A 20,342-nucleotide genomic window follows, 5' to 3' on the forward strand; every position below is an offset into this window, starting at 1 on the left:
TCCGACCTTTGTAGTGGTATTTATTCTACCCAATAAAGCCGAAACTTCAGGGCATGGCGTACAAGTGGGTTTACGCTACATGAATGGAGTTCGATTATGGCAAATCAACAATCGGGAAAAATGCAAAAATTTCTAACGGTATTTTTGTGTTTCTGGGTAGCATTTTTTGAAGGTTTTGACCTGCAAGCGCCCGGTATCGCAGCAAAAGGAATCGCAGCGACATTTTCCTTAGATCAAGTGCAAATGGGCTATGTGTTTAGCTTAGGTGTGTTTGGTATGTTATTTGGCGCGTTCTTTGGGGGGCGTGTCGCTGACTATTTGGGGCAGAAGAAAGTCCTGATGTTGTCGATTTTTATCTTCGGTGTATTTATGTCTATCACGGCAGTTGTACCAAGCATTGAAATTTTATATATCGCACGATTCTTTACAGGTTTAGGTTTGGGTGCTGCGATGCCAACGATGATCTCGGTGGTGGGTGATGAAGCGACGGATGCTAACCGTGGGCGCTTAAATAGTTTGATGTACTGTGGCTTACCCGTAGGTGCAATCTTTGTTGCTGGCTTGGGTATTGTCTTTAAAGATATCTCATGGCATACACTATTTTTAATTGGTGGTTTAACGCCTTTAATCTTGATTCCATTCATGGCGATTATCTTAAAAGATAAGCGTACAGAAAAAGTTCAGGCAGAAACCAAGGAAACGGTTCCACCGATGGGGCAAATCCTTTTTGCTGAACAGCGTTATAAGTATACATTGCCGCTCTGGCTGAGTTTCTTCTTTACCTTAATGGTGAACTATATTCTGATCAGTTGGTTGCCTAACTTGCTTATGGAACAAGGGTTGGAAAAGCAACAAGCTTTTATGATCATGTTGATGTTCCAAGTGGGCGCAGTGATTGGTACGCTGGGTTTAGGCTACTTGCTGGATCGCCTAAAATTATGGCAAATGGCAGTGATTATCTATTCAGGTTTGTTTGTGGCATTGTTTGTGCTGTTTACAACAAATTCCATTCCTGTACTCATTGCTGCAGGCATCATGGGCGGAATTTTCTCTACAGGTGGTCAATCGATTTTGTATGGGATCTCTCCAATTTTCTATACACCAGCTGGGAAAGTGACAGGTGTGGGAAGTGCAATTTCATGGGGACGTTTGGGTGCAATGACAGGTCCATTACTTACAGGCAAGATTTTGGCGCTAGGTCTAGGAACGACAGGTATTTTAATTGCAAGTGCGCCGGGTATTGCTTTGTCGGCTATCGCGGTGGCTGCATTATCTGCCTATAAATCATCCCTCAAGAAATAATCGAAATCAGTCATATTTAAAGGAGCTACGGCTCCTTTTTTATTGAATAAATATCTTTAGCTGAAACTAAGTTTTGTTAGAATAAATCTAATATTCATGAATAAATTTACTTCTATGTCTTATCAATTGATCGAACTTGATATTTCTCCTTCAGATAACATTCAGTGTCCACATTGTCAGCAGCAAGTGATTGATTGGTCAGAAGAGCAGTATGTACAGCCATGTGAGCATGTGCTGTTTATTGCAATGGATATTGGTTTTGAGTTTATTACCGATGAATTTGAGCAAACTATGCAGCATACAGTCGATGACTTGCATGCCAATGATGATCAATATCATATGTTTACTGAAATTACCGCCTCAAGTTTCCCTGAGTTTCTGATATATAAGTCTGATTTAGGGGTGGAAGGTTATTCACGTTATGTCGGCTTTACGGCATAAAATATTGCTAAAAAATCTCAAAATAAAAAAGCCAGTTAAGTGACTGGCTTTTTTAATGAAAATCAGAAAATTAACTTTCTAATTCTTCTTCGACATCATCTTCGGCACTGTCCATACCGAGTTCTTTAAGTTTACGGGTTAAGGTATTACGACCCCAACCTAAAAGTTCTGCTGCATGGCGCTTACGCCCACGTGTTTGCTGTAGTGCAGCATTGATGAGGGTGCGTTCAAACATTGGTGTGGCAATGTCGAGAATTTTCATCTCACCATTTTTAAGTTTTTGTACGGCCCATTGACCAAGTAGCTCATCCCAATGATGCACACCGATGCGATCAATCCCTTGAGCAGCAGGGTTACCATCTGTGCCTTGAATTGGAATCTGTTTTAATTCAGACGGTAAATCTTCTGGATAAACTTCACGGCCTGTGATCATAACCGTTAACCAACGACAGGTATTTTCAAGCTGACGCACATTACCTTGCCATGGCAGTTTTTGCATGTATTCTTGCGTTTCAGGACGAAGAATCTTCGGACTTACCCCAAGTTCTTTACCTGCACTTGCTAGGAAGTGCTGTGCAAGCATCGGAATATCTTCACTACGATGTGCAAGTTTTGGAATATGAATACGAATGACGTTTAGACGGTGGTACAAGTCTTCACGGAAGCGACCTTCATGTACTAACTTTTCTAAGTCTTGGTGTGTTGCCGCAACGATACGGACATCCACCTTGACTGGGATGTGACCACCAACGCGGTAGAATTCGCCATCCGCTAAAACACGCAGTAAACGTGTTTGAGTTTCAAATGGCATGTCGCCAATTTCATCAAGGAAAAGAGTCCCGCCATTAGCTTGTTCGAAACGACCTTGGCGCTGTGTGTTGGCACCTGTGAACGCGCCTTTTTCATGGCCAAATAATTCAGTTTCGATCAAATCTTTTGGAATTGCTGCCATATTGAGCGCAATAAAAGGTTTGTTGCCACGTGGTGAGTGTTTGTGCAACGCATGCGCAACCAATTCTTTACCCGTGCCTGATTCACCATTAATTAATACAGTAATGTGTGATTGAGAAAGACGACCAATGGCACGGAAGACTTCCTGCATAGCAGGTGATTCACCAATAATCTCTGTAGATTGAATCGGTTGAACGGTTTTTGCAGATTCTTGTTGTTGTAATTTGGCAATATGCAAAATTGCACGGTTTACAAGTGCTAAAGCTTCATCAATATCAAAAGGTTTTGGTAGATATTCAAAAGCACCTGTTTGATAGCTCGACACAGCAGATTCTAAATCTGAATGAGCGGTCATGATAATTACAGGTAAGTCAGGGTAGTTGCCTTTGACTTTACCTAAAAAGGTCAGTCCATCAATACCCGGCATACGGATGTCTGTCAAAATAACATCTGGCGCATCGACACTTAACTGATCTAAAGCGGATTGTGCTTCTTCAAAACTGGTAACATCAAAACCTTCTTCTTTGAATGTTTTTTCCAGCACCCAACGCATGGCGCGATCATCATCGATGACCCAAATCTTATTACGCGACATGATCTGACTCCCAAGGTAAATATAGGCTAAATACTGTTTTTCCAGGAACTGATTGGCATTCAATCATTCCGTTATGTTGATGCATAATATTTTGTGCAATGCTTAGGCCGAGCCCTGTGCCTTTCGCTCGTCCTGTCACTAATGGGTAAAATACGGATTCTAATATTTCTTGTGGGACACCCGGTCCATTGTCCTCGATGTCAATGCGTACCGCAGAACGTTTTAATACACCGTTGATGGTGACTAGCCGTTGAATACGTGTGCGCAAGGTGAGTTCTGGTTGATGCTCAACAAAGAACTCTTTATTTTCAGTCATCGCCTGAACAGCATTGACACTGATATTCAGCATGACCTGAATCAATTGATCACGATCTGCCAATACATCAGGTAAAGAAAGGTCGTAATCACGGGTGATTCTAATTTTCTTTTTGGTTTGGTTGACGATCAGTGCACGGACACGTTCAAGTGGTTCATGCACATTGACTGGCTCGTAACTTGGCAATTGTCTAGAGCCAAGCATGGTGTCAGCTAGATTTCGTAATCGATCCACCTCACTGATAATAATGTCGGTGAATTCGCTGTACTTCGGATCATTTAAGCTACGCGCTAAAAGTTGTGTCGCCCCACGGATACCACCGAGAGGATTTTTAATTTCATGGGCAACACCACGAATCAGTTGTCGTGCGACTTGATGCTGTTGAATCAGGTTTTCTTCTTTAGAGATTTTCAACATCCGGTCGATTTGATTCAGCTCAATCAATAGCAACGGGTGGTAGGGTTTACCAGAGTTGAGCTGTGACACGGTGTAATCAACATGAATGTCTTTAAAGTTGACATTAATCGTTGCTTCTCGGCGAGTATAGTGCTGACCAGAAGTTAATGTATTCATTAATGCATCATGCGTATTGAATTCATCATCGGGCATATGGAGTAAATTTAATACAGGCTGACCTGATGCACGAAGTAAGCTGATGTCAAAAAGCGCTTCACAAGATGAATTTAAATAAAAAATATTCAGGTTGCTATCGACCAATAAAATGGCAGTGGTTAAATTATCCACTAAAAGCCGGTAATCAATCGTCATAGTCTGATCCATTAGCGAGAGGTTCCTGTCTTAAAATGGCGCAATGGCATCTTCATAAAGCAAATCGTTCAATCTAATAAGGTTCGAATTGATGCAAGTTATGCAAGATATAAGCCAACTATTTGAGAAATACGCTAAGTTTTGATGCTTATTTGAATAAATGCGCTTATTTAAGACTTTAAATAAAGTGTATAGCCGATTAAAAACAGGCTGTAAATCTAAAATGCATTAAAATGGTGCAAATTAAATTATATGGATGAATTTATAGCATTATTTTGGTGCGTGATATAAAGAGTGGCCTTTTCACCTGTTTTTATGTTTTGAAAAGACATACAATACGCGGATTATAGTGGAGCGCAGATTCATGAAATCCCCCAAAGTCGGTTTTGTTTCTTTAGGTTGTCCTAAGGCATTGGTAGATTCCGAACGAATTTTAACTCAGTTAAAGACTGAAGGTTATGATGTAGCATCAGATTATGATGGTGCAGATTTAGTAGTTGTAAATACCTGTGGTTTTATTGAATCTGCAGTACAAGAGTCGCTAGATGCCATTGGCGAAGCGATGAGTTCAAACGGTCGCGTAATTGTGACTGGTTGTTTAGGTAAAGACGAAGATAAAATTCGCCAAATGCACCCAAATGTCTTAAAAGTGACAGGTGCTGCGGCATATCAAGAAGTGATGGAAGCTGTGCACGAATACGTGCCTGAGCCACCAAAACACAATCCGTTTATTGATCTAGTACCTGAACAAGGTATTCGATTAACACCAAAACATTATGCTTATTTGAAGATTTCAGAAGGTTGTAACCACCGTTGCACATTCTGCATCATCCCAAGCATGCGTGGTGATTTGGTTTCTCGTCCAGTTGGTTCAGTATTGACTGAAGCTCAAGCACTGAAAAAAGCAGGTGTAAAAGAAGTCCTTGTGATTTCTCAAGATACATCGGCTTATGGCGTAGACACCAAATACAAATTGGACTTCTGGAACGGTCAGCCCGTTAAAACTAAATTCTATGACATGTGTGAAGCATTGGGTCAATTGGGTATCTGGGTGCGTCTACACTATATATATCCATATCCACATGTGGATGCTGTGATTGACTTAATGGCACAAGGCAAAATCCTGCCGTATTTGGATATTCCATTCCAACATGCAAGTCCTAAGATTTTAAAACTCATGAAACGCCCTGCGCACAGTGAAAATACACTGGAGCGTTTAAAAGTTTGGCGTGAGAAATGTCCTGATCTTGTGATTCGTTCTACATTTGTTGTGGGCTTCCCGGGTGAAACTGAAGAAGACTTCCAAATGTTGCTTGATTGGTTAAAAGAAGCGCAGCTTGATCGTGTGGGTTGTTTTACTTACTCACCAGTTGAAGGCGCGACTGCAAATGATTTGCCAGATCATGTGCCTGAAGAAATCAAGCAAGAGCGTTATGAGCGTTTCATGCAAGTTCAGCAAGAAATCTCTGCTGCAAAATTGCAAAGCCGTATTGGTCAGAAAATGACAGTACTTGTGGATGATCTTGAAGAAGAGTTCCCAGTTGCTGTTGCGCGTTCTTATGCAGATGCACCTGAAATTGATGGTAATGTTTTTGTTGAGGATATCGATAAGTCAGTGATTAAAGCAGGTGATTTACTTGAAGTAGAAATTACAGATGCAGATGAATATGACTTATTTGCAAAACTGATCTCGGTTAAGTCTGCTTAAACGATTCATTAAAAATAATTGAAATTAAATAATTCGGAGTTGATGATGCTTGATTCTAAAAAACCACGTTTTGGTCGCATCCTGCTTAAGCTTTCAGGTGAAGCTTTAGCGGGCAATAAAGAGATGGGTATCGATGCACAAGTGCTCGATCAAATGTCACTCGCAATTGCGCACCTTGTTGGTTTAGGTGTTCAAGTGGGTATCGTTGTCGGCGGTGGTAACCTTTACCGTGGTAGCCAATTACAAAAAGATGGTTTGGTTGGCCGTGTAACAGGTGATCAAATGGGTATGTTGGCCACTGTAATGAACGGTTTGGCACTTCGTGATGCTTTGGTACGTCGTAATATCAAAACTCGTCTAATGTCAGCTTTACCCATTGGTGCAGTAGTTGAATCATACTCTAGCCGTGATGCAATTCGTCATTTAACTCGTGGCGAAGTTTGTGTATTTGTTGCAGGTACGGGTAACCCATTCTTTACGACAGATACAGCAGCATGCTTACGCGGTATTGAGATTGAAGCCAATCTTATCCTTAAAGCGACTAAGGTTGATGGCGTATACAACAAAGATCCAAGCAAATATGAAGATGCAGTGAAATACGATGCATTAACATTTGACCAAGTTTTAGATGAAAAACTGGGTGTGATGGATTTAACAGCGATTTGCTTGTGCCGTGACCACAACGTTCCACTTCAAGTATTTGATATGAACAAATCAGGTTCATTACTTTCAGTGGTAATGGGTGAAAAAGAGGGTACTCACGTTACGAACTAATGTACGTGGGCCCTAAAGCTCTTTATACTACAAGCTATTTTAGAATTTACATCTTTTCGAATTAAGTAAGGAAGATCACATGATTAACGATCTTAAAAAAGACGCAGAAGACCGTATGAACAAATCTCTAGATTCTCTAGAGCATGGTTTTGCCAAAGTTCGTACAGGCCGCGCGCACCCATCAATTTTAAATGGTGTTATGGTTCCTTACTATGGCTCTGATGTGCCATTAAACCAAGTTGCGAACGTGGGTGTAGAAGACTCTCGTACTTTACTTGTTCAGCCTTTTGAACGTTCAATGGTTGCCGCAATTGATAAAGCAATCCGTGAATCTGACTTGGGCTTAAACCCGATTACTGCTGATGCCATCCGTGTTCCTATGGCTGCATTAACAGAAGAAACACGTAAAGACATGCAGAAAGTTGCACGTAACGAAGCTGAAAATGCAAAAGTTGCGATCCGTAACATCCGTCGTGATGTTTTAGGTGATATCAAAGCATTGTTGAAAGAAAAAGAAATTTCTGAAGATGATGAGCGTCGTGCGGGTGATGACATTCAAAAAATCACAGACAAATTCGTTGCTGAAGTTGAAAAACGTCTGGCTGCAAAAGAAGCTGAATTGATGAAGGTCTAAGTTTTAATGACCTCATCTGAAGAAACTTCCCGTCTTCCAAAACATGTTGCCATCATTATGGATGGCAACAATCGTTTTGCCAAAAAGAATCAAATGCAAAAAGGTGAAGGGCATCGTTCTGGAAAGGACATCCTAGATCCCATCGTTGAACATTGTCGTAAAAGAAATATCCAAGCACTGACCGTTTTTGCTTTTTCGAGTGAAAATTGGAATCGTCCTCAGTTTGAGGTTGATTTGTTGATGGCTCTTCTTGAAGAAACCATTCATGAACAGTTGCCACGCATGGAAAAATTTAACATTTCCCTACGTTTTATTGGTGATCGTTCTCGTTTATCTCCTAACTTACGTGACTTAATGTTGCAAGCAGAACAAAGGACTGCTAATTTCGACAGCATGACTTTAACTATTGCAATTAGTTACGGTGGTATGTGGGATATGACACAGGCTGCAAAAAAAATCGCAGCAGATGTTTTAACTAACAAAATAGATCTTGAAGCAGTGGATGCTGAAGTCTTTGGTCAATATGTCAGTTTAAGTGATCTACCTCCGGTAGATTTGTTAATTCGTACAGGTGGTGATTTCCGTCTCTCGAACTTCTTGCTTTGGCAAGCTGCGTATGCAGAACTTTATTTTAGCCAGACATTATGGCCTGAATTTACCATTGAAGAATTTGACGACGCACTAGCAGTATTTGGTGGTCGTGAACGTCGTTTTGGTAAGACCTCAGAGCAGATTCAACAAGAGCAGTTTGAGAATAAATAAATGTTAGAGCGGATAATAACCGCATTGGTACTGGTTTCAGTTGTACTGAGTTGCATGTTTGCAACCGAGTCTAAATACCCAATGCTTGTGCTGATGATTATTGCATCAGCTGTCGCGGGTTATGAGTGGTTCAAACTCATGCCGCGGAATACACAAAATGTGATTAAACCTTTCGCTTGGGGCTATGGTCTAGTCACTGCTATTCTTTCAGCACTAGCATTGCATTTTACAGATGTTGCATTACTGCTTTGGGCGGCTTCGATCTTTACTTGGATCTTAAGTGTCTATTGGGTGAAGTCTTATCCTGATTACGATAACTGGTATAACCCGAGTCTGAGTGGTATTGGTTTAGTCTTAGTTCCTGCTGCGGTAACTGCTATTTTTTCTGTGTGGATGAACTCACCGTGGTGGCTCATGTATCTGTTCCTGTTGGTATGGGGTGCAGACAGTGGTGCATACTTCGTGGGACGTAAATTTGGTAAGAAAAAACTTGCACCAGATGTGAGCCCAAATAAATCGATCGAAGGTTTATATGGCGGTCTATTCACTGCAATGCTAATTGTTATTGTTGTTGAAATTATTTATCTTGATTTAAGCATCGCTGAACATATTTTATTTTTAATACTTTCAGTAATAACAGTATTTAGTTCAGTACTTGGTGATTTATTTGAATCGATGATCAAGCGTCGTGCAGGGATCAAAGATTCTGGTCGTATTCTTCCCGGACATGGTGGTGTGCTGGACCGTATCGACTCGTTGCTTGCTGCAGCACCTATCTTTGCAGCAGGTATGTATGTTTTAAAATTAATTGGCGTAGATTTATAGATGTCACAATCTGTTTGTATATTGGGTGTAACAGGATCCATTGGTCAAAGTACTTTAAAGATTCTGCAACAGCACCCCGAAGAGTATTCAGTTTTTGCAGTCACTGCACATAGCCGAATTGTAGAACTTGTCGAAATATGCAAACAATATCGACCGAAAATCGCAGTTGTTCCATTCAATAAAGTGGATGAACTGCGCCAATTACTCGTAGCTGAAAAATTAACTGATATTGAAATCTTGCATGATGAAGCCGGATTAATCGCAGTAGCAGAACATCCACAAGTTAATGTGGTCATGGCCGCTATTGTGGGTGCAGCAGGGTTGCTACCGACATTGGCTGCTGCGAAAGCGGGTAAACGTGTCTTACTTGCAAATAAAGAAGCGCTGGTGATGTCGGGTGACATCATGATTCAGACCGCACGTGAAAATAATGCTTTGTTACTGCCGGTCGATTCTGAACATAATGCAATCTTCCAGTGCTTGCCTGAAACTTATCTACAAGGTGAGCGTCATGGTCAGCCAAAATTGGGTGTCAAACAGATTTTACTCACCGCATCTGGTGGTCCATTTTTACATCATAGTTTAGAACAATTACAAAGTGTAACGCCTGCTCAAGCCTGTAAGCATCCAAACTGGTCGATGGGGCAAAAAATTTCTGTTGATTCTGCAACGCTGATGAATAAAGGCTTGGAATTGATCGAAGCCTGTCATCTTTTTGCAGTTGAAGAACAATTTGTAACAGTTGTTGTCCATCCACAGAGTATCATTCATTCAATGGTTCAATATGTAGATGGTTCGACTTTGGCGCAAATGGGTAATCCTGATATGTGTACGCCTATTGCTCATGCATTAGCATGGCCGAAGCGTATTCAAACACATGTGCCTCCATTAGATTTATTTATTCATTCTCAGTTAAATTTTGAACAGCCTGATATACAGCGATTCCCAGCGCTAAAATTAGCACGTCAAGCCATGAAGGCTGGAGGCTTAGCTCCTACGATTTTAAATGCAGCCAATGAAATCGCCGTGGCAGCATTTTTGCATGAGAAAATTGGCTTTACTCAAATCCCTCAAATTGTGGAACATGTGTTGGGGCAAGTTGAAAACTCAGCTGCAAATAATATTGATGTTATTTTGCATGCAGATAAATCGGCACGTATGGTTGCTGAAAAAGCAGTATTGAATTCAGGAAGTTAAGACATGAATGCCTTGTTTATGATTATTGCAGCAATATTGCTACTTGGACCGCTAATAGCGATTCATGAATTTGGGCATTATTTTGTTGCACGTAAACTGGGCGTAAAGGTTTTGGTGTATTCGATTGGTTTTGGCCCAACACTGCTCAAGTGGACGTCGAAGAAATCAGGTATTCAATATCAACTGTCTGCATTGCCACTGGGTGGTTATGTCAAAATGTTGGATGAACGTGAAGGTGATGTCGCAGCAGAAGACTTACCGAAAGCATTTAACAGACAACACCCTTGGAAACGTATTGCAATTGTTGCTGCAGGGCCACTCATCAACTTGGCTTTTGCTGTGGTGTTGTTTTGGATTTTATTTTTACCTGCACAGGAACAGCTGAATACGCGCGTAGGTAAAATTTTACCGAATACGCCTGCAGCAGCTGCGCAAATGCAGTCTGGTGATAAAATTACTGCCGTAGATGGCACTCAAGTATCCACTTGGGAGCGCTTGAATTATGCCTTGGTTGATCGTGTAGGTGAAACTGGCAATATTCAAATTCAAGCTGAACGAGCAGGGCAAATTCAAAACTTCAGTTTACCGATTCAAAGTTTCTTACGTGATCAAACTCAGTCACCACTCGATGTTCTAGGTTTTACACCGTATCATCCTGAAATTCCTGCAGTAGTTTCAAAACTCAGTGAAGATGGCGCAGCGATTCGCCAAGGGATGCAGGTGGGTGATCGAATTGTTTCGATCGATGGCGTAAAAATGAAAGACTGGTTTGATGTTGTACAAGTTGTACAAGCTTCTCCAGAAAAGTTACTTAAAATTGATGTTTTACGACAAAATAAAATTGTGCATTTAAGCGTGATGCCGCAAGGTAAGCGTGACCAAATGGGTAAAGTCACAGGGCTTTTAGGTGTACAAAGTGATCCGGGTAAAGTCAATATTCCAGCCGAATACAAACAAACCATTCAATACACGCCTGTAGAGGCGATGGGCAAAGCGGTAGAAAAAACAGGTCAGATATCTAGTATGATCCTGAATTCTATTGTAAAAATGGTGCGTGGTTTGGTTGGTTTAGATAATTTATCTGGTCCGATTACTATTGCGAAAGTGGCTGGACAAAGTGCTGAGATGGGGTGGCAAACCTTCATTTCATTTATGGCACTGATGAGTGTAAGTTTGGGTATTTTAAATTTACTACCGATTCCTATGCTCGATGGCGGTCATTTAATTTACTATTTTATTGAATTAATTCGTGGTAAACCTGTTTCTGAACAAATACAATTGGTTGGATTAAAAATTGGTATGGTATTGCTGGGTAGCATGATGCTACTGGCTCTATTCAATGACATTATGCGTTTATAAGAACGTTATACGAAATAAATTAACAGCGGAAAAGACTGGCATGCAGCACAAACATTTATTTATGCCATTGGCACTGGTTAGTGCTATGGCCGTAGCACAACAAGTATATGCAGCAGATGATTTTGTAGTACAAGATATTCGTGTTGATGGCTTAGTGCGTTTAACTCCTGACAATGTAGCCGGAATGATCCCATTCTCCGCTGGTGATCGTGTCAATGATCAAATCATTTCAAACTCAATTCGTAGCATGTTTGCGTCGGGTTTGTTTGATGATGTGAAGTCTTCACAAGTCGGTAATACCCTTGTATATACAGTGGTTGAACGCCCAGTTATTTCTAAAGTTGAGCTAAAAGGCAATAAACTTATTCCTAAAGAAGCCTTGGAAGAAGGCTTAAAGAAAATGGGTCTGTCCGAAGGTGAGGTTTTAAAGAAATCATCTTTGCAAACGGTTGAAACTGAATTAGAACAACAGTACATGCAGCAAGGTCGCTATGATGCTGATGTCAAAGTTATTACAACCGCTCAACCGAATAACCGTGTCAATGTCTTAATCGAGTTTGAAGAAGGTCAATCTGCCAAAGTATTTGATATCAATATCATTGGTAATACGGTCTTTAAAGAAAGCGAAATTAAACAAATTTTTGCATTAAAAGAAAGTGGTTGGAACTCGATCATTTCTCGTAATGACCGCTACGCACGTGAAAAGATGGCTGCGAGTTTAGAAGCTTTACGTGCGATGTATCTCAACAAAGGTTACATCAACTTTAACATTACCAACTCAAGTCTGAATTTGAGTGAAGATAAAAAACATGTCTTTATCGAAGTTTCGGTGGATGAAGGTGAACAATTTAAGTTTGGTGAAACCCATTTCTTAGGTGATACGCTTTATACGCAAACTGATTTAAACGCTTTAAAACTTTATAAAGATGGCGATTTATATTCACAAGAAAAAGTGAATGGTGTGAAACAGCTTTTACTTCGTAAATACGGTAACGCAGGTTACTACTTTGCAGAAGTGAACATTGTTCCTGAAATCAATAAAGACACCAAATTGGTTGATTTAAATTACTATGTGAATCCGGGGCAGCAAGTCACAGTTCGCCGTATTAATTTCACAGGTAACTCGAAAACAGCTGATGAAGTTCTTCGTCGTGAAATGCGTCAAATGGAAGGTGCATTAGCAAGTAACGAAAAAATTGATTTGTCTAAAGTACGTTTAGAGCGTACGGGTTTCTTTAAAACCGTTGATGTTAAGCCTGCACGTATTCCGGGCACGCCAGATCAAATTGATTTAAACGTAAATGTTGAAGAACAGCATTCGGGTACAAGTACTTTAGCTGTTGGTTTCTCACAAAGTGGCGGTGTGACTTTCCAAGCAGGTTTGAGTCAAACCAACTTCTTGGGTACAGGGAATGCAGTTTCTATCGATTTGTCTCGTTCAGAGACTCAAGATTACTATAACCTCAGTGTAACTGACCCGTACTTCACTATTGATGGTGTACGCCGTGGTTATAACATGTATTACCGTAAAACCAAGTTAGATGACGATTATAACGTTAACAACTACGTCACTGACAGTTTTGGTGGTGGTATTAACTTTGGCTATCCGATCGATGAAAACCAAAGTATCAGTATGGGTTTAAATGTAGATCAAACCAAGGTAACAACAGGTGAGTATGTATCTACATATGTGCGTGATTATTTGAAGGCAAATGGTGGTAAAACCATTGATTCTAATTCATTTAATACATGTTCAATTGTAAATCCTGATCCTAGCAATCTTGAATGGACATGTCCTGAAGCGAACATAGTTAATAATGATTACGAAAGTGCGTTTGAAGGAAAGTTTTTAACCTATAACTTAAACCTAGGTTGGTCGTATAACACGCTTAACCGTCCTGTATTCCCAACATCAGGTATGTCGCATCGCGTAAATACTGAAATTGCTTTACCAGGTAGTGATGTTGAGTATCAAAAAGTCACTTACGATGCACAAGCTTATTTCCCACTAGGTAAAGACTTTGTGCTCCGTGGCTATGGTAAGTTGGGTTATGGTAATGATTTACCGTTCTATAAAAACTTCTATGCAGGTGGTTTTGGTTCGGTACGTGGTTATGACAACAGCACCTTAGGTCCAAAATATGACGGTGTCTATTATGATGCTCGTGGTGAAAAAGATTATGACCCAGAAGAAGTCGGTGGTAATGCTTTAATTCAATTTGGTACTGAATTAGCTTTACCTGTGCCATTTAAAGGCGATTGGGCGCGTCAAGTTCGTCCAGTATTATTTGCTGAAGGCGCACAAGTATTTGATACCCAATGTGACGTTCCTAAATCTAGTGAAGACCGTCAATACTGTAAAGATAACTACGGCTTTGATATGAATAATATGCGTTATAGCGTTGGTGCTGGCTTTACTTGGATCACGATGATTGGTCCAATTTCACTGAGTTATGCATTCCCACTGAATGACAAAGTTGGCGATGAAACAAAAGAAATTCAATTCGAGATTGGTCGTACCTTCTAAGTACGACCCTTCTGGGAATAACAAAATTACAGGTTAATAAGATGAATAAATTATTTGCTGGTTTGGCGGTATTGGGTATGTCATGTTCTGCTGTGGTACATGCAGCAGGTTACGGTGTGGTTGATTTAGAAAAGGTGGTGGATCAAAGCACTTATCTAAAACAACAAAATGCTCAAATTCAACAGCAATTGAAACCACAAACCACTAAAATTGAATCACTAGCAAAAGAGCTGGAAGCAATGCAACAAAAAGCTCAGCAAGGTGGTGATAAGTTGACTGCTGCGCAAAAGCAGCAAATGGGTCAACAGTATCAAGCTAAACTTAAAGAGCTGACTGATTTACAGCAAAAAGTTCAAGCTTCGGTTCAAGGGAATATTCAGTCCTTAAATCGCACGATGGATACTCGAATCAAGCAAGTTGCAGAACAATTGCGCACAGAAAATAAGTTAGATGTTGTTTTGAATAAAAATTCAGCACTTGCGTATGACCCTAAGTTTGATTTAACTGATAAAATGATTCAAAAGGTTAATGCAATTAAATAATCAATGAATTCTCAAAAATTCAGTTTAGAAAAGCTTGCTCAACTTGTTCAAGGTCAATGTATTGGTCAGCTAGACTTGCAATTCAGCGGAATGGCAAGTTTGGAGAGTGCTCAACCACATCAGCTTGCATTTTTAAACGCAGATAAATATCTGAATGAAGCTCAACAGTCTAAGGCTGGTGCGCTGATTGTGACTGCAGACATGCAGTCACAAATCTCTTCACAGCAAAACTTCATTGTTGTACCCAATCCGTATCTGGCTTTCGCTATTCTAACGCATGTTTTTGAAAAGAAATCTGTAGAAACAGGAATTGAAAGTACTGCCCAAATTCATCCTTCCGCAATCATTTCTGATACTGCTTATATTGGGCATTATGTGGTGATTGGTGCGAATAGTGTGGTGGGTGAAGGAACGCGCATTGAATCACAAGTGAAGATTGATCATGGTGTTGAAATTGGTAAAGATTGTTTTATCGATTCGCATGTGACGATTACTGGTGAAGCCAAGTTAGGTGATCGTGTACGTATCCATGCAAATACGGTGGTCGGTGGTGAAGGATTTGGTTTTGCACCTTATCAAGGGAAATGGCATCGTATTGCTCAATTAGGTTCTGTACGTATCGGGAATGATGTGCGTATTGGTTCAAATTGTAGTATCGACCGTGGTGCTTTAGATGACACAATTTTGGAAGATGGTGTCATTATTGATAACCTTGTGCAAATCGCGCATAACGTCAAAGTTGGTGCAAATACAGCAATGGCTGCGAAATGTGGCATTGCTGGTAGTACAACTATTGGCAAAAATTGTGTGCTAGCAGGGGCTGTTGGTATCGTAGGTCACATTAATATTGCAGATAATGTGACAATTACCGGTATGTCAATGGTCACAAAAAGTATTTCCGTTGCTGGAAGTTATTCTTCAGGTACGCCAATGCTTGAAAGTGGTTCTTGGAAAAAGGCAGCAATCCGCTTTAAACAATTAGCAGATGTGCCATTGACCCAATTGGTCAAACGACTTGATCATATGCAGTCTCAAATTGAGTCCCTTGAATCAACATTTAAATTGCGTAAATAATTATGATGACAGAGTCGAATACCCCAGCTTTCACAAAACCTGAATTACCAATGACTATTCAGACCATTCGTGAATATTTGCCACATCGTTATCCGTTTTTATTGGTTGATCGTGTTGTTGAAGTGACTGACAACGGGATTGTAGGCTATAAAAATGTAACGATTAACGAAGAATTTTTACAAGGCCATTTCCCTGAATACCCAATTATGCCGGGCGTGCTGATTGTTGAGGCATTGGCGCAAGTATCGGGTATCTTAGGTTTCATTATGAATAATGAGAAACCTTCAGCTGGTTCGTTGTTCTTATTTGCTGGTGCAGAAAAGGTCCGATTTAAAAAACAAGTCGTTGCAGGCGATCAACTTGTATTAAAATCAGAATTAGTGATGCAAAAGCGTGGCATTTACAAATATAATTGTGTTGCCACTGTAGATGGCGTAGTCGCAGCAACCGCGGAAATTATGGTTTCGCATCAGAAAACAGAGACAGCATGAGCAATAACGAATTAATTCATCCTACCGCCATTATTGACTCATCAGCAGTAATTGCTCCGGATGTGCAAATTGGACCATATTGTATTATTGGTCCTCAAGTCACAATTGGAGCGGGTACTAAACTGCATTCACATGTTGTGGTGGGTGGTTATACCCGTATTGGTCAACATAACGAAATTTTTCAATTTGCCAGTGTTGGTGAAGTCTGCCAAGACTTGAAATATGCTGGTGAAGAAACTTGGTTAGAAATCGGGGATCATAACTCGATTCGTGAACACTGTAGTTTACACCGTGGTACTGTTCAAGATCAGGGTCTAACTAAAGTTGGTAGTCATAATTTATTGATGGTGAATACACATATTGCACATGACTGTGTGGTAGGTGATCATAATATCTTTGCTAATAACGTCGGCGTTGCAGGTCATGTCCACATTGGTGATTATGTCATCGTAGGTGGTAACTCTGGTATTCATCAATTCTGTAAAATCGATTCTTACAGTATGATTGGTGGTGCATCTCTTATTTTGAAAGATGTACCTGCTTATGTCATGGTATCTGGTAATCCAGCCCATGCTTTTGCCATGAACATTGAAGGAATGCGTCGTAAAGGTTGGTCTAAAAATGTGATTCAAGGTTTACGTGAATCCTTTAAATTGATCTATAAAGATGGATTAACGACGAATGAAGCGATTGAACGTATTCGTACTGAAATTTTGCCTGAAGTGGCAGAAGCGCAATTGTTGATCGACTCACTTGAGCAGTCTAAGCGCGGTATCGTACGCTAAATGCTGCGAATAAAAAAAGACACCTTATAAGGTGTCTTTTTTTTGCGTTAAAAAAAGTCCTATTTTTTAACAAAGCCTGCTTCTTCAGATTTTGGATACTTTTGGGTAAGCTTGGTTTTGAGCTGCGTTGCTAAACTGCTGTTTCGATCTACGTCTTTTGCAATGCTATACAGTTGATATAACGCTCTAGGTGCACGAGTCGACTCAGGGTATTGATCTACTACAATACCATAGTTCTTTTTCGCTTCTGCGTAGTTAGTCGGTTCAACAGCAAGGTTGAATTCAGCTAGCCAAAAATATGCATTGCTAATATAAACACTGTTAGGATTATTTTTAATAAAATTTTTCATCGGTGCGATGGCTTTTTTCGCACCACCTTGTTTGTATGCATCTAAAGCAACGGTATAAGCTGCTTTCTCGAGCTCAAGTGAGTCACCGCCTGTATTTACAGGTTGTTTTGCAGATGAGCTTAATGTTGCTTGGGTCGTAGGTTGTTTAGCTGGTGTAGGGGCTATATTAGCTGCTACTGGGTGCAGTACCTTGTTGGTTATCCTCCGCAGCCTCTGTGTCTTCACTCGGATCTACTTTTTGTTGGAGTAGCTCTAAACGTTGATCTAAATCTGCATAGCGGTTTGTAAGTTCACTTTTTAATTGTTCGATAATATTGTCTTGCTCTTCCATTTTACCGCGTAAGCTACGCAATTCATTTTCGAGCTGTTGGTTCTTCTGCATGAGCTGCCAATTCAAATTGGTTGGCGTAGGGGTAGAGCCAGCACCTGTTTGAATGGCTGTATTATTTGCTGTATACACAGTGCCATTATCTGCGCCACTCAAACCGCGAGATTCAATTGGAATATTGGCAAATAGCGTACCTGAGCAAGTCAATGTAAGGGCACACAATACATGCTGTTTAAACATCATAAAAATTCCATGTAGTTGCAAGCATGTCCGTATTGAATAGTTTTATTACAGACTGCTTTAGATAAAACGATAAGCACATTAAAAACGCCAAAGTTCTGAATTGCAATAAGCTTTTACAATCTTGTTGTGTATTAAAGTAAAAATACAGTGATGAAGTTTCACGTTTTCTACATCATCGACCATCATATTGATTTATAAATAATCAAACAGTGTTTTCTACTCAGGAATTCTTGGTTTTAGTCTTGCATGTTTATTAAAAATCTCTATACTCTGTTCTTGCAATGGTAGCCCTGCCGGTTACTTCGCAATTGTACTCTACAAACCCCGCCAGGACCGGAAGGTAGCAACGGTAGTAGAAATATGATGTGCCGAAGTCTTGCTGGTAGGGTTGCCACCAGTTTTAATAATAAATTAAACTTCATCTCATTTTTTCAATCCTAGATTCTTATTTATTTTAGTTTTATTAATTCTTCATTTAGATCTATATCTTTGTTATTCGTCATCAAATTCTTTACGTGAAATCACTTTAAAAATCGTATCGAGATCAAAGCCTCGATATTGTAAAAAACGTATTTGTTTGGCTTTTTGTTTTGGATCACGTTCAACAGCTTTGCCAAATTTTTTGATCTTGAGCTGGTAGGCTTCAGCGACCCAATCTGTTTCTTTTAATTCATCCTGAATTAATTCACTGTCTACTTTTTTATTTTTTAACGCGAGTTTTATACGGTTGGGACCTTTACCTTTACGTTTTTGACTCGACAACAGCATTTCTGCTACACGCTGATCGCTTTGATAGTTCTCACGTGCGAGTTCTTCCACCAAGTGTATGACTTCTTCGCGACTATCCGCATACAGTGCTAATTTCTCGATTAAATCCGCTTTTGAGTATTCTTTACGTGTGAGTACTGCAAAGGCGTAGGAGCGTAAACGAGAGCCGCGCAATCCTGGTTTTTTTTCAGTATGAACATCTTTACCATTGGCATCAAAATGCAATGCAGTGTGATCGATCACCGAAGCATTGTCATGCGGAATGTCAGTTTGTGCAGCATGATTTACGCAGGTAGTTTCTTCAGCTTCTGCAAACTGTTGTTTCAGTGCTTCATAATCAAGCAAGAGTGGAAAATGGTCTTTAGTCATGGGGTCATTTTAATACAAATTTTGAATGCAAAACAAAACGCCCCGTAGGGCGTTTCGTCTGCTTTTAAAACATGCTGTGATTAAGCATCTAAAAAGTCTGGTTCTTCTTCATCTTTGTCTTCTACAGGTGCTGTACCTGTAGTCAGAAGTTGTTCACGAATCAGTTTTTCAATGGTTTGCACAAGTTCAGGGTGTTCTTCTAAGTGGCGAATGGTATTGTTTTTACCTTGCCCAATCTTGTCACCTTGGTATGAATACCAAGCACCTGCTTTTTGAACAATTTCTTGTTGTACTGCGAGGTCAACAAGCTCACCTAAATGGTTCACGCCTTTACCATAAAGAATTTGGAAAATTGCTTCACGGAATGGAGGAGCCATTTTGTTTTTCACAACTTTCACTTTGGTTTCTGAACCAATGATTTCGTCGCCTTCTTTCACTTGACCAATACGGCGGATATCTAAACGTACAGACGCATAGAATTTAAGTGCATTACCACCAGTTGTGGTTTCTGGGCTACCAAACATTACACCAATCTTCATACGGATTTGGTTAATGAAGATCACCATACAGTTAGAACGTTTTGCATTACCAGTAATTTTACGCAGTGCTTGGCTCATCAGACGAGCTTGTAAGCCCATGTGTGAGTCACCCATTTCGCCTTCAATTTCGGCACGTGGGGTAAGTGCAGCTACGGAGTCGACTACGATCAGGTCAATGGCGCCTGAACGTACCAGCATGTCTGCAATTTCAAGTGCTTGTTCACCATTGTCTGGCTGTGAAACAAGTAAGTTATCAATATCTACGCCAAGTTTACGTGCGTATTGAGGGTCTAATGCATGTTCAGCATCGATGAATGCACAAGTACCGCCAGCTTTCTGACATTGTGCAATAGCTTGTAATGTCATAGTCGTTTTACCAGAAGATTCAGGACCGTAGATTTCTACGATACGACCTTTAGGCAAACCACCAATACCTAGTGCGATATCTAATGTTAAAGAACCTGTAGAGACAGCTTCAACTGCCTGTACGGTGTTATCACCAAGACGCATAACGGTGTTTTTACCAAACTGCTTTTCAATTTGGCTTAAGGCCGCATTTAACGCCTTGCTTTTATTATCATCCATCTTACAACCTCAATACGATGTCACGAAACAATATACTCAAGTGGATGTATTCAGTTTAAATCTGTTCCACGAGGGTATAGTGACAGAAATCATCCTTTTGTTCTATGAA

General features: G+C 40.2%; 18 protein-coding genes, 1 other RNA gene and 1 pseudogene. 15 read left to right on the forward strand and 5 right to left on the reverse strand.

Going from position 1 to position 20,342, the window contains the following annotated elements:
- The first annotated feature begins 96 nt into the window (after window positions 1–96).
- Window positions 97–1,302: a 3-(3-hydroxy-phenyl)propionate transporter MhpT gene (gene mhpT, locus FTU06_RS01350; protein ID WP_180144461.1), complete on the forward strand. Its 1,206-nt coding sequence runs from the start codon at window positions 97–99 to the stop codon at window positions 1,300–1,302.
- Between the two features lie 114 nt (window positions 1,303–1,416).
- Entirely contained in the window at window positions 1,417–1,743 is a 327-nt protein-coding gene (locus FTU06_RS01355; RefSeq protein ID WP_078193710.1) for a hypothetical protein, read from the forward strand.
- A gap of 70 nt (window positions 1,744–1,813) precedes the next feature.
- Here FTU06_RS01355 and glnG read toward each other — a convergent pair whose 3' ends face one another.
- Together glnG and glnL are read right to left on the reverse strand one after the other, a co-directional pair.
- The gene (glnG, locus tag FTU06_RS01360) at window positions 1,814–3,289 is read right to left on the reverse strand and encodes a nitrogen regulation protein NR(I) (RefSeq protein ID WP_168377613.1); all 1,476 of its coding nucleotides are present in this window, start codon (window positions 3,287–3,289) and stop codon (window positions 1,814–1,816) included.
- Entirely contained in the window at window positions 3,279–4,385 is a 1,107-nt protein-coding gene (gene glnL, locus FTU06_RS01365) for a nitrogen regulation protein NR(II) (protein ID WP_180144464.1), read from the reverse strand. The genes glnG and glnL overlap by 11 nt, the downstream gene beginning before the upstream one ends.
- A gap of 352 nt (window positions 4,386–4,737) precedes the next feature.
- Between glnL and rimO the strand changes: the two genes are divergently transcribed.
- The 12 genes from rimO (at window position 4,738) to lpxA (ending at window position 17,051) form a co-directional block, all read left to right on the forward strand.
- Window positions 4,738–6,081, forward strand: coding sequence for a 30S ribosomal protein S12 methylthiotransferase RimO (gene rimO / locus FTU06_RS01370; RefSeq protein ID WP_180088442.1), 1,344 nt, complete (start codon window positions 4,738–4,740; stop codon window positions 6,079–6,081).
- Window positions 6,082–6,126: 45 nt separating this feature from the next.
- A complete protein-coding gene (gene pyrH / locus FTU06_RS01375) occupies window positions 6,127–6,855 on the forward strand; it encodes a UMP kinase (RefSeq protein ID WP_078193535.1) in 729 nt (242 codons plus the stop codon).
- A gap of 79 nt (window positions 6,856–6,934) precedes the next feature.
- Window positions 6,935–7,489: a ribosome recycling factor gene (gene frr, locus FTU06_RS01380; RefSeq protein WP_078188724.1), complete on the forward strand. Its 555-nt coding sequence runs from the start codon at window positions 6,935–6,937 to the stop codon at window positions 7,487–7,489.
- 6 nt (window positions 7,490–7,495) lie between these two features.
- On the forward strand, window positions 7,496–8,251 hold the full coding sequence (uppS, locus tag FTU06_RS01385; protein WP_180088440.1) for a polyprenyl diphosphate synthase: 756 nt from the start codon (window positions 7,496–7,498) through the stop codon (window positions 8,249–8,251).
- Window positions 8,252–9,076, forward strand: coding sequence for a CDP-archaeol synthase (locus tag FTU06_RS01390; protein WP_078193533.1), 825 nt, complete (start codon window positions 8,252–8,254; stop codon window positions 9,074–9,076).
- Complete coding sequence (gene ispC, locus FTU06_RS01395; protein ID WP_180027017.1) at window positions 9,077–10,273, forward strand: 1-deoxy-D-xylulose-5-phosphate reductoisomerase; 1,197 nt, start codon at window positions 9,077–9,079, stop codon at window positions 10,271–10,273.
- Window positions 10,274–10,276: 3 nt separating this feature from the next.
- Entirely contained in the window at window positions 10,277–11,632 is a 1,356-nt protein-coding gene (gene rseP / locus FTU06_RS01400) for an RIP metalloprotease RseP (protein ID WP_180144467.1), read from the forward strand.
- Window positions 11,633–11,717: 85 nt separating this feature from the next.
- Window positions 11,718–14,159, forward strand: coding sequence for an outer membrane protein assembly factor BamA (gene bamA / locus FTU06_RS01405; protein ID WP_373684682.1), 2,442 nt, complete (start codon window positions 11,718–11,720; stop codon window positions 14,157–14,159).
- Between the two features lie 41 nt (window positions 14,160–14,200).
- Window positions 14,201–14,701: an OmpH family outer membrane protein gene (locus tag FTU06_RS01410; RefSeq protein WP_180054434.1), complete on the forward strand. Its 501-nt coding sequence runs from the start codon at window positions 14,201–14,203 to the stop codon at window positions 14,699–14,701.
- Between the two features lie 3 nt (window positions 14,702–14,704).
- A complete protein-coding gene (gene lpxD / locus FTU06_RS01415; protein WP_180144472.1) occupies window positions 14,705–15,775 on the forward strand; it encodes a UDP-3-O-(3-hydroxymyristoyl)glucosamine N-acyltransferase in 1,071 nt (356 codons plus the stop codon).
- Between the two features lie 5 nt (window positions 15,776–15,780).
- Window positions 15,781–16,266 carry a 3-hydroxyacyl-ACP dehydratase FabZ gene (fabZ, locus tag FTU06_RS01420; protein ID WP_171263789.1) on the forward strand — a complete coding sequence of 162 codons (486 nt, stop codon included), beginning with the start codon at window positions 15,781–15,783 and terminating at the stop codon, window positions 16,264–16,266.
- Window positions 16,263–17,051: an acyl-ACP--UDP-N-acetylglucosamine O-acyltransferase gene (lpxA, locus tag FTU06_RS01425; protein WP_168377606.1), complete on the forward strand. Its 789-nt coding sequence runs from the start codon at window positions 16,263–16,265 to the stop codon at window positions 17,049–17,051. The genes fabZ and lpxA overlap by 4 nt, the downstream gene beginning before the upstream one ends.
- Before the next feature lie 59 nt (window positions 17,052–17,110).
- On the opposite strand, the pseudogene FTU06_RS01430 reads toward lpxA, so the two are convergent.
- A pseudogene (locus FTU06_RS01430) lies at window positions 17,111–17,972 on the reverse strand (YbgF trimerization domain-containing protein).
- A 291-nt stretch (window positions 17,973–18,263) separates the two neighbouring features.
- Between FTU06_RS01430 and ffs the strand changes: the two are divergent.
- Window positions 18,264–18,360: signal recognition particle sRNA small type (gene ffs / locus FTU06_RS01435), an RNA gene on the forward strand.
- A gap of 104 nt (window positions 18,361–18,464) precedes the next feature.
- Here the strand turns inward: ffs and FTU06_RS01440 are convergent.
- Entirely contained in the window at window positions 18,465–19,109 is a 645-nt protein-coding gene (locus FTU06_RS01440; RefSeq protein WP_168377605.1) for a regulatory protein RecX, read from the reverse strand.
- Between the two features lie 80 nt (window positions 19,110–19,189).
- Entirely contained in the window at window positions 19,190–20,233 is a 1,044-nt protein-coding gene (gene recA / locus FTU06_RS01445; RefSeq protein WP_078193524.1) for a recombinase RecA, read from the reverse strand.
- Between the last annotated feature and the right edge of the window lie 109 nt (window positions 20,234–20,342).

It is taken from the genome of Acinetobacter sp. YH12052 (assembly GCF_013419835.1).
In the GTDB taxonomy this organism is placed as follows: Bacteria; Pseudomonadota; Gammaproteobacteria; order Pseudomonadales; family Moraxellaceae; genus Acinetobacter; species Acinetobacter amyesii.

What these genes read in the sequence shown, in the direction of transcription:
- lpxD (WP_180144472.1), top strand. Translation starts at nt 14,705, where the DNA reads ATGAATTCTCAAAAATTCAGTTTAGAAAAGCTTGCTCAACTTGTTCAA.
- rimO (WP_180088442.1), top strand. Translation starts at nt 4,738, where the DNA reads ATGAAATCCCCCAAAGTCGGTTTTGTTTCTTTAGGTTGTCCTAAGGCA.
- glnL (WP_180144464.1), bottom strand. Translation starts at nt 4,385, where the DNA reads ATGGATCAGACTATGACGATTGATTACCGGCTTTTAGTGGATAATTTA.
- recA (WP_078193524.1), bottom strand. Translation starts at nt 20,233, where the DNA reads ATGGATGATAATAAAAGCAAGGCGTTAAATGCGGCCTTAAGCCAAATT.
- FTU06_RS01390 (WP_078193533.1), top strand. Translation starts at nt 8,252, where the DNA reads ATGTTAGAGCGGATAATAACCGCATTGGTACTGGTTTCAGTTGTACTG.
- ispC (WP_180027017.1), top strand. Translation starts at nt 9,077, where the DNA reads ATGTCACAATCTGTTTGTATATTGGGTGTAACAGGATCCATTGGTCAA.
- mhpT (WP_180144461.1), top strand. Translation starts at nt 97, where the DNA reads ATGGCAAATCAACAATCGGGAAAAATGCAAAAATTTCTAACGGTATTT.
- frr (WP_078188724.1), top strand. Translation starts at nt 6,935, where the DNA reads ATGATTAACGATCTTAAAAAAGACGCAGAAGACCGTATGAACAAATCT.
- uppS (WP_180088440.1), top strand. Translation starts at nt 7,496, where the DNA reads ATGACCTCATCTGAAGAAACTTCCCGTCTTCCAAAACATGTTGCCATC.
- FTU06_RS01410 (WP_180054434.1), top strand. Translation starts at nt 14,201, where the DNA reads ATGAATAAATTATTTGCTGGTTTGGCGGTATTGGGTATGTCATGTTCT.
- fabZ (WP_171263789.1), top strand. Translation starts at nt 15,781, where the DNA reads ATGACAGAGTCGAATACCCCAGCTTTCACAAAACCTGAATTACCAATG.
- rseP (WP_180144467.1), top strand. Translation starts at nt 10,277, where the DNA reads ATGAATGCCTTGTTTATGATTATTGCAGCAATATTGCTACTTGGACCG.
- FTU06_RS01355 (WP_078193710.1), top strand. Translation starts at nt 1,417, where the DNA reads ATGTCTTATCAATTGATCGAACTTGATATTTCTCCTTCAGATAACATT.
- FTU06_RS01440 (WP_168377605.1), bottom strand. Translation starts at nt 19,109, where the DNA reads ATGACTAAAGACCATTTTCCACTCTTGCTTGATTATGAAGCACTGAAA.
- lpxA (WP_168377606.1), top strand. Translation starts at nt 16,263, where the DNA reads ATGAGCAATAACGAATTAATTCATCCTACCGCCATTATTGACTCATCA.
- glnG (WP_168377613.1), bottom strand. Translation starts at nt 3,289, where the DNA reads ATGTCGCGTAATAAGATTTGGGTCATCGATGATGATCGCGCCATGCGT.
- pyrH (WP_078193535.1), top strand. Translation starts at nt 6,127, where the DNA reads ATGCTTGATTCTAAAAAACCACGTTTTGGTCGCATCCTGCTTAAGCTT.
- bamA (WP_373684682.1), top strand. Translation starts at nt 11,718, where the DNA reads ATGGCCGTAGCACAACAAGTATATGCAGCAGATGATTTTGTAGTACAA.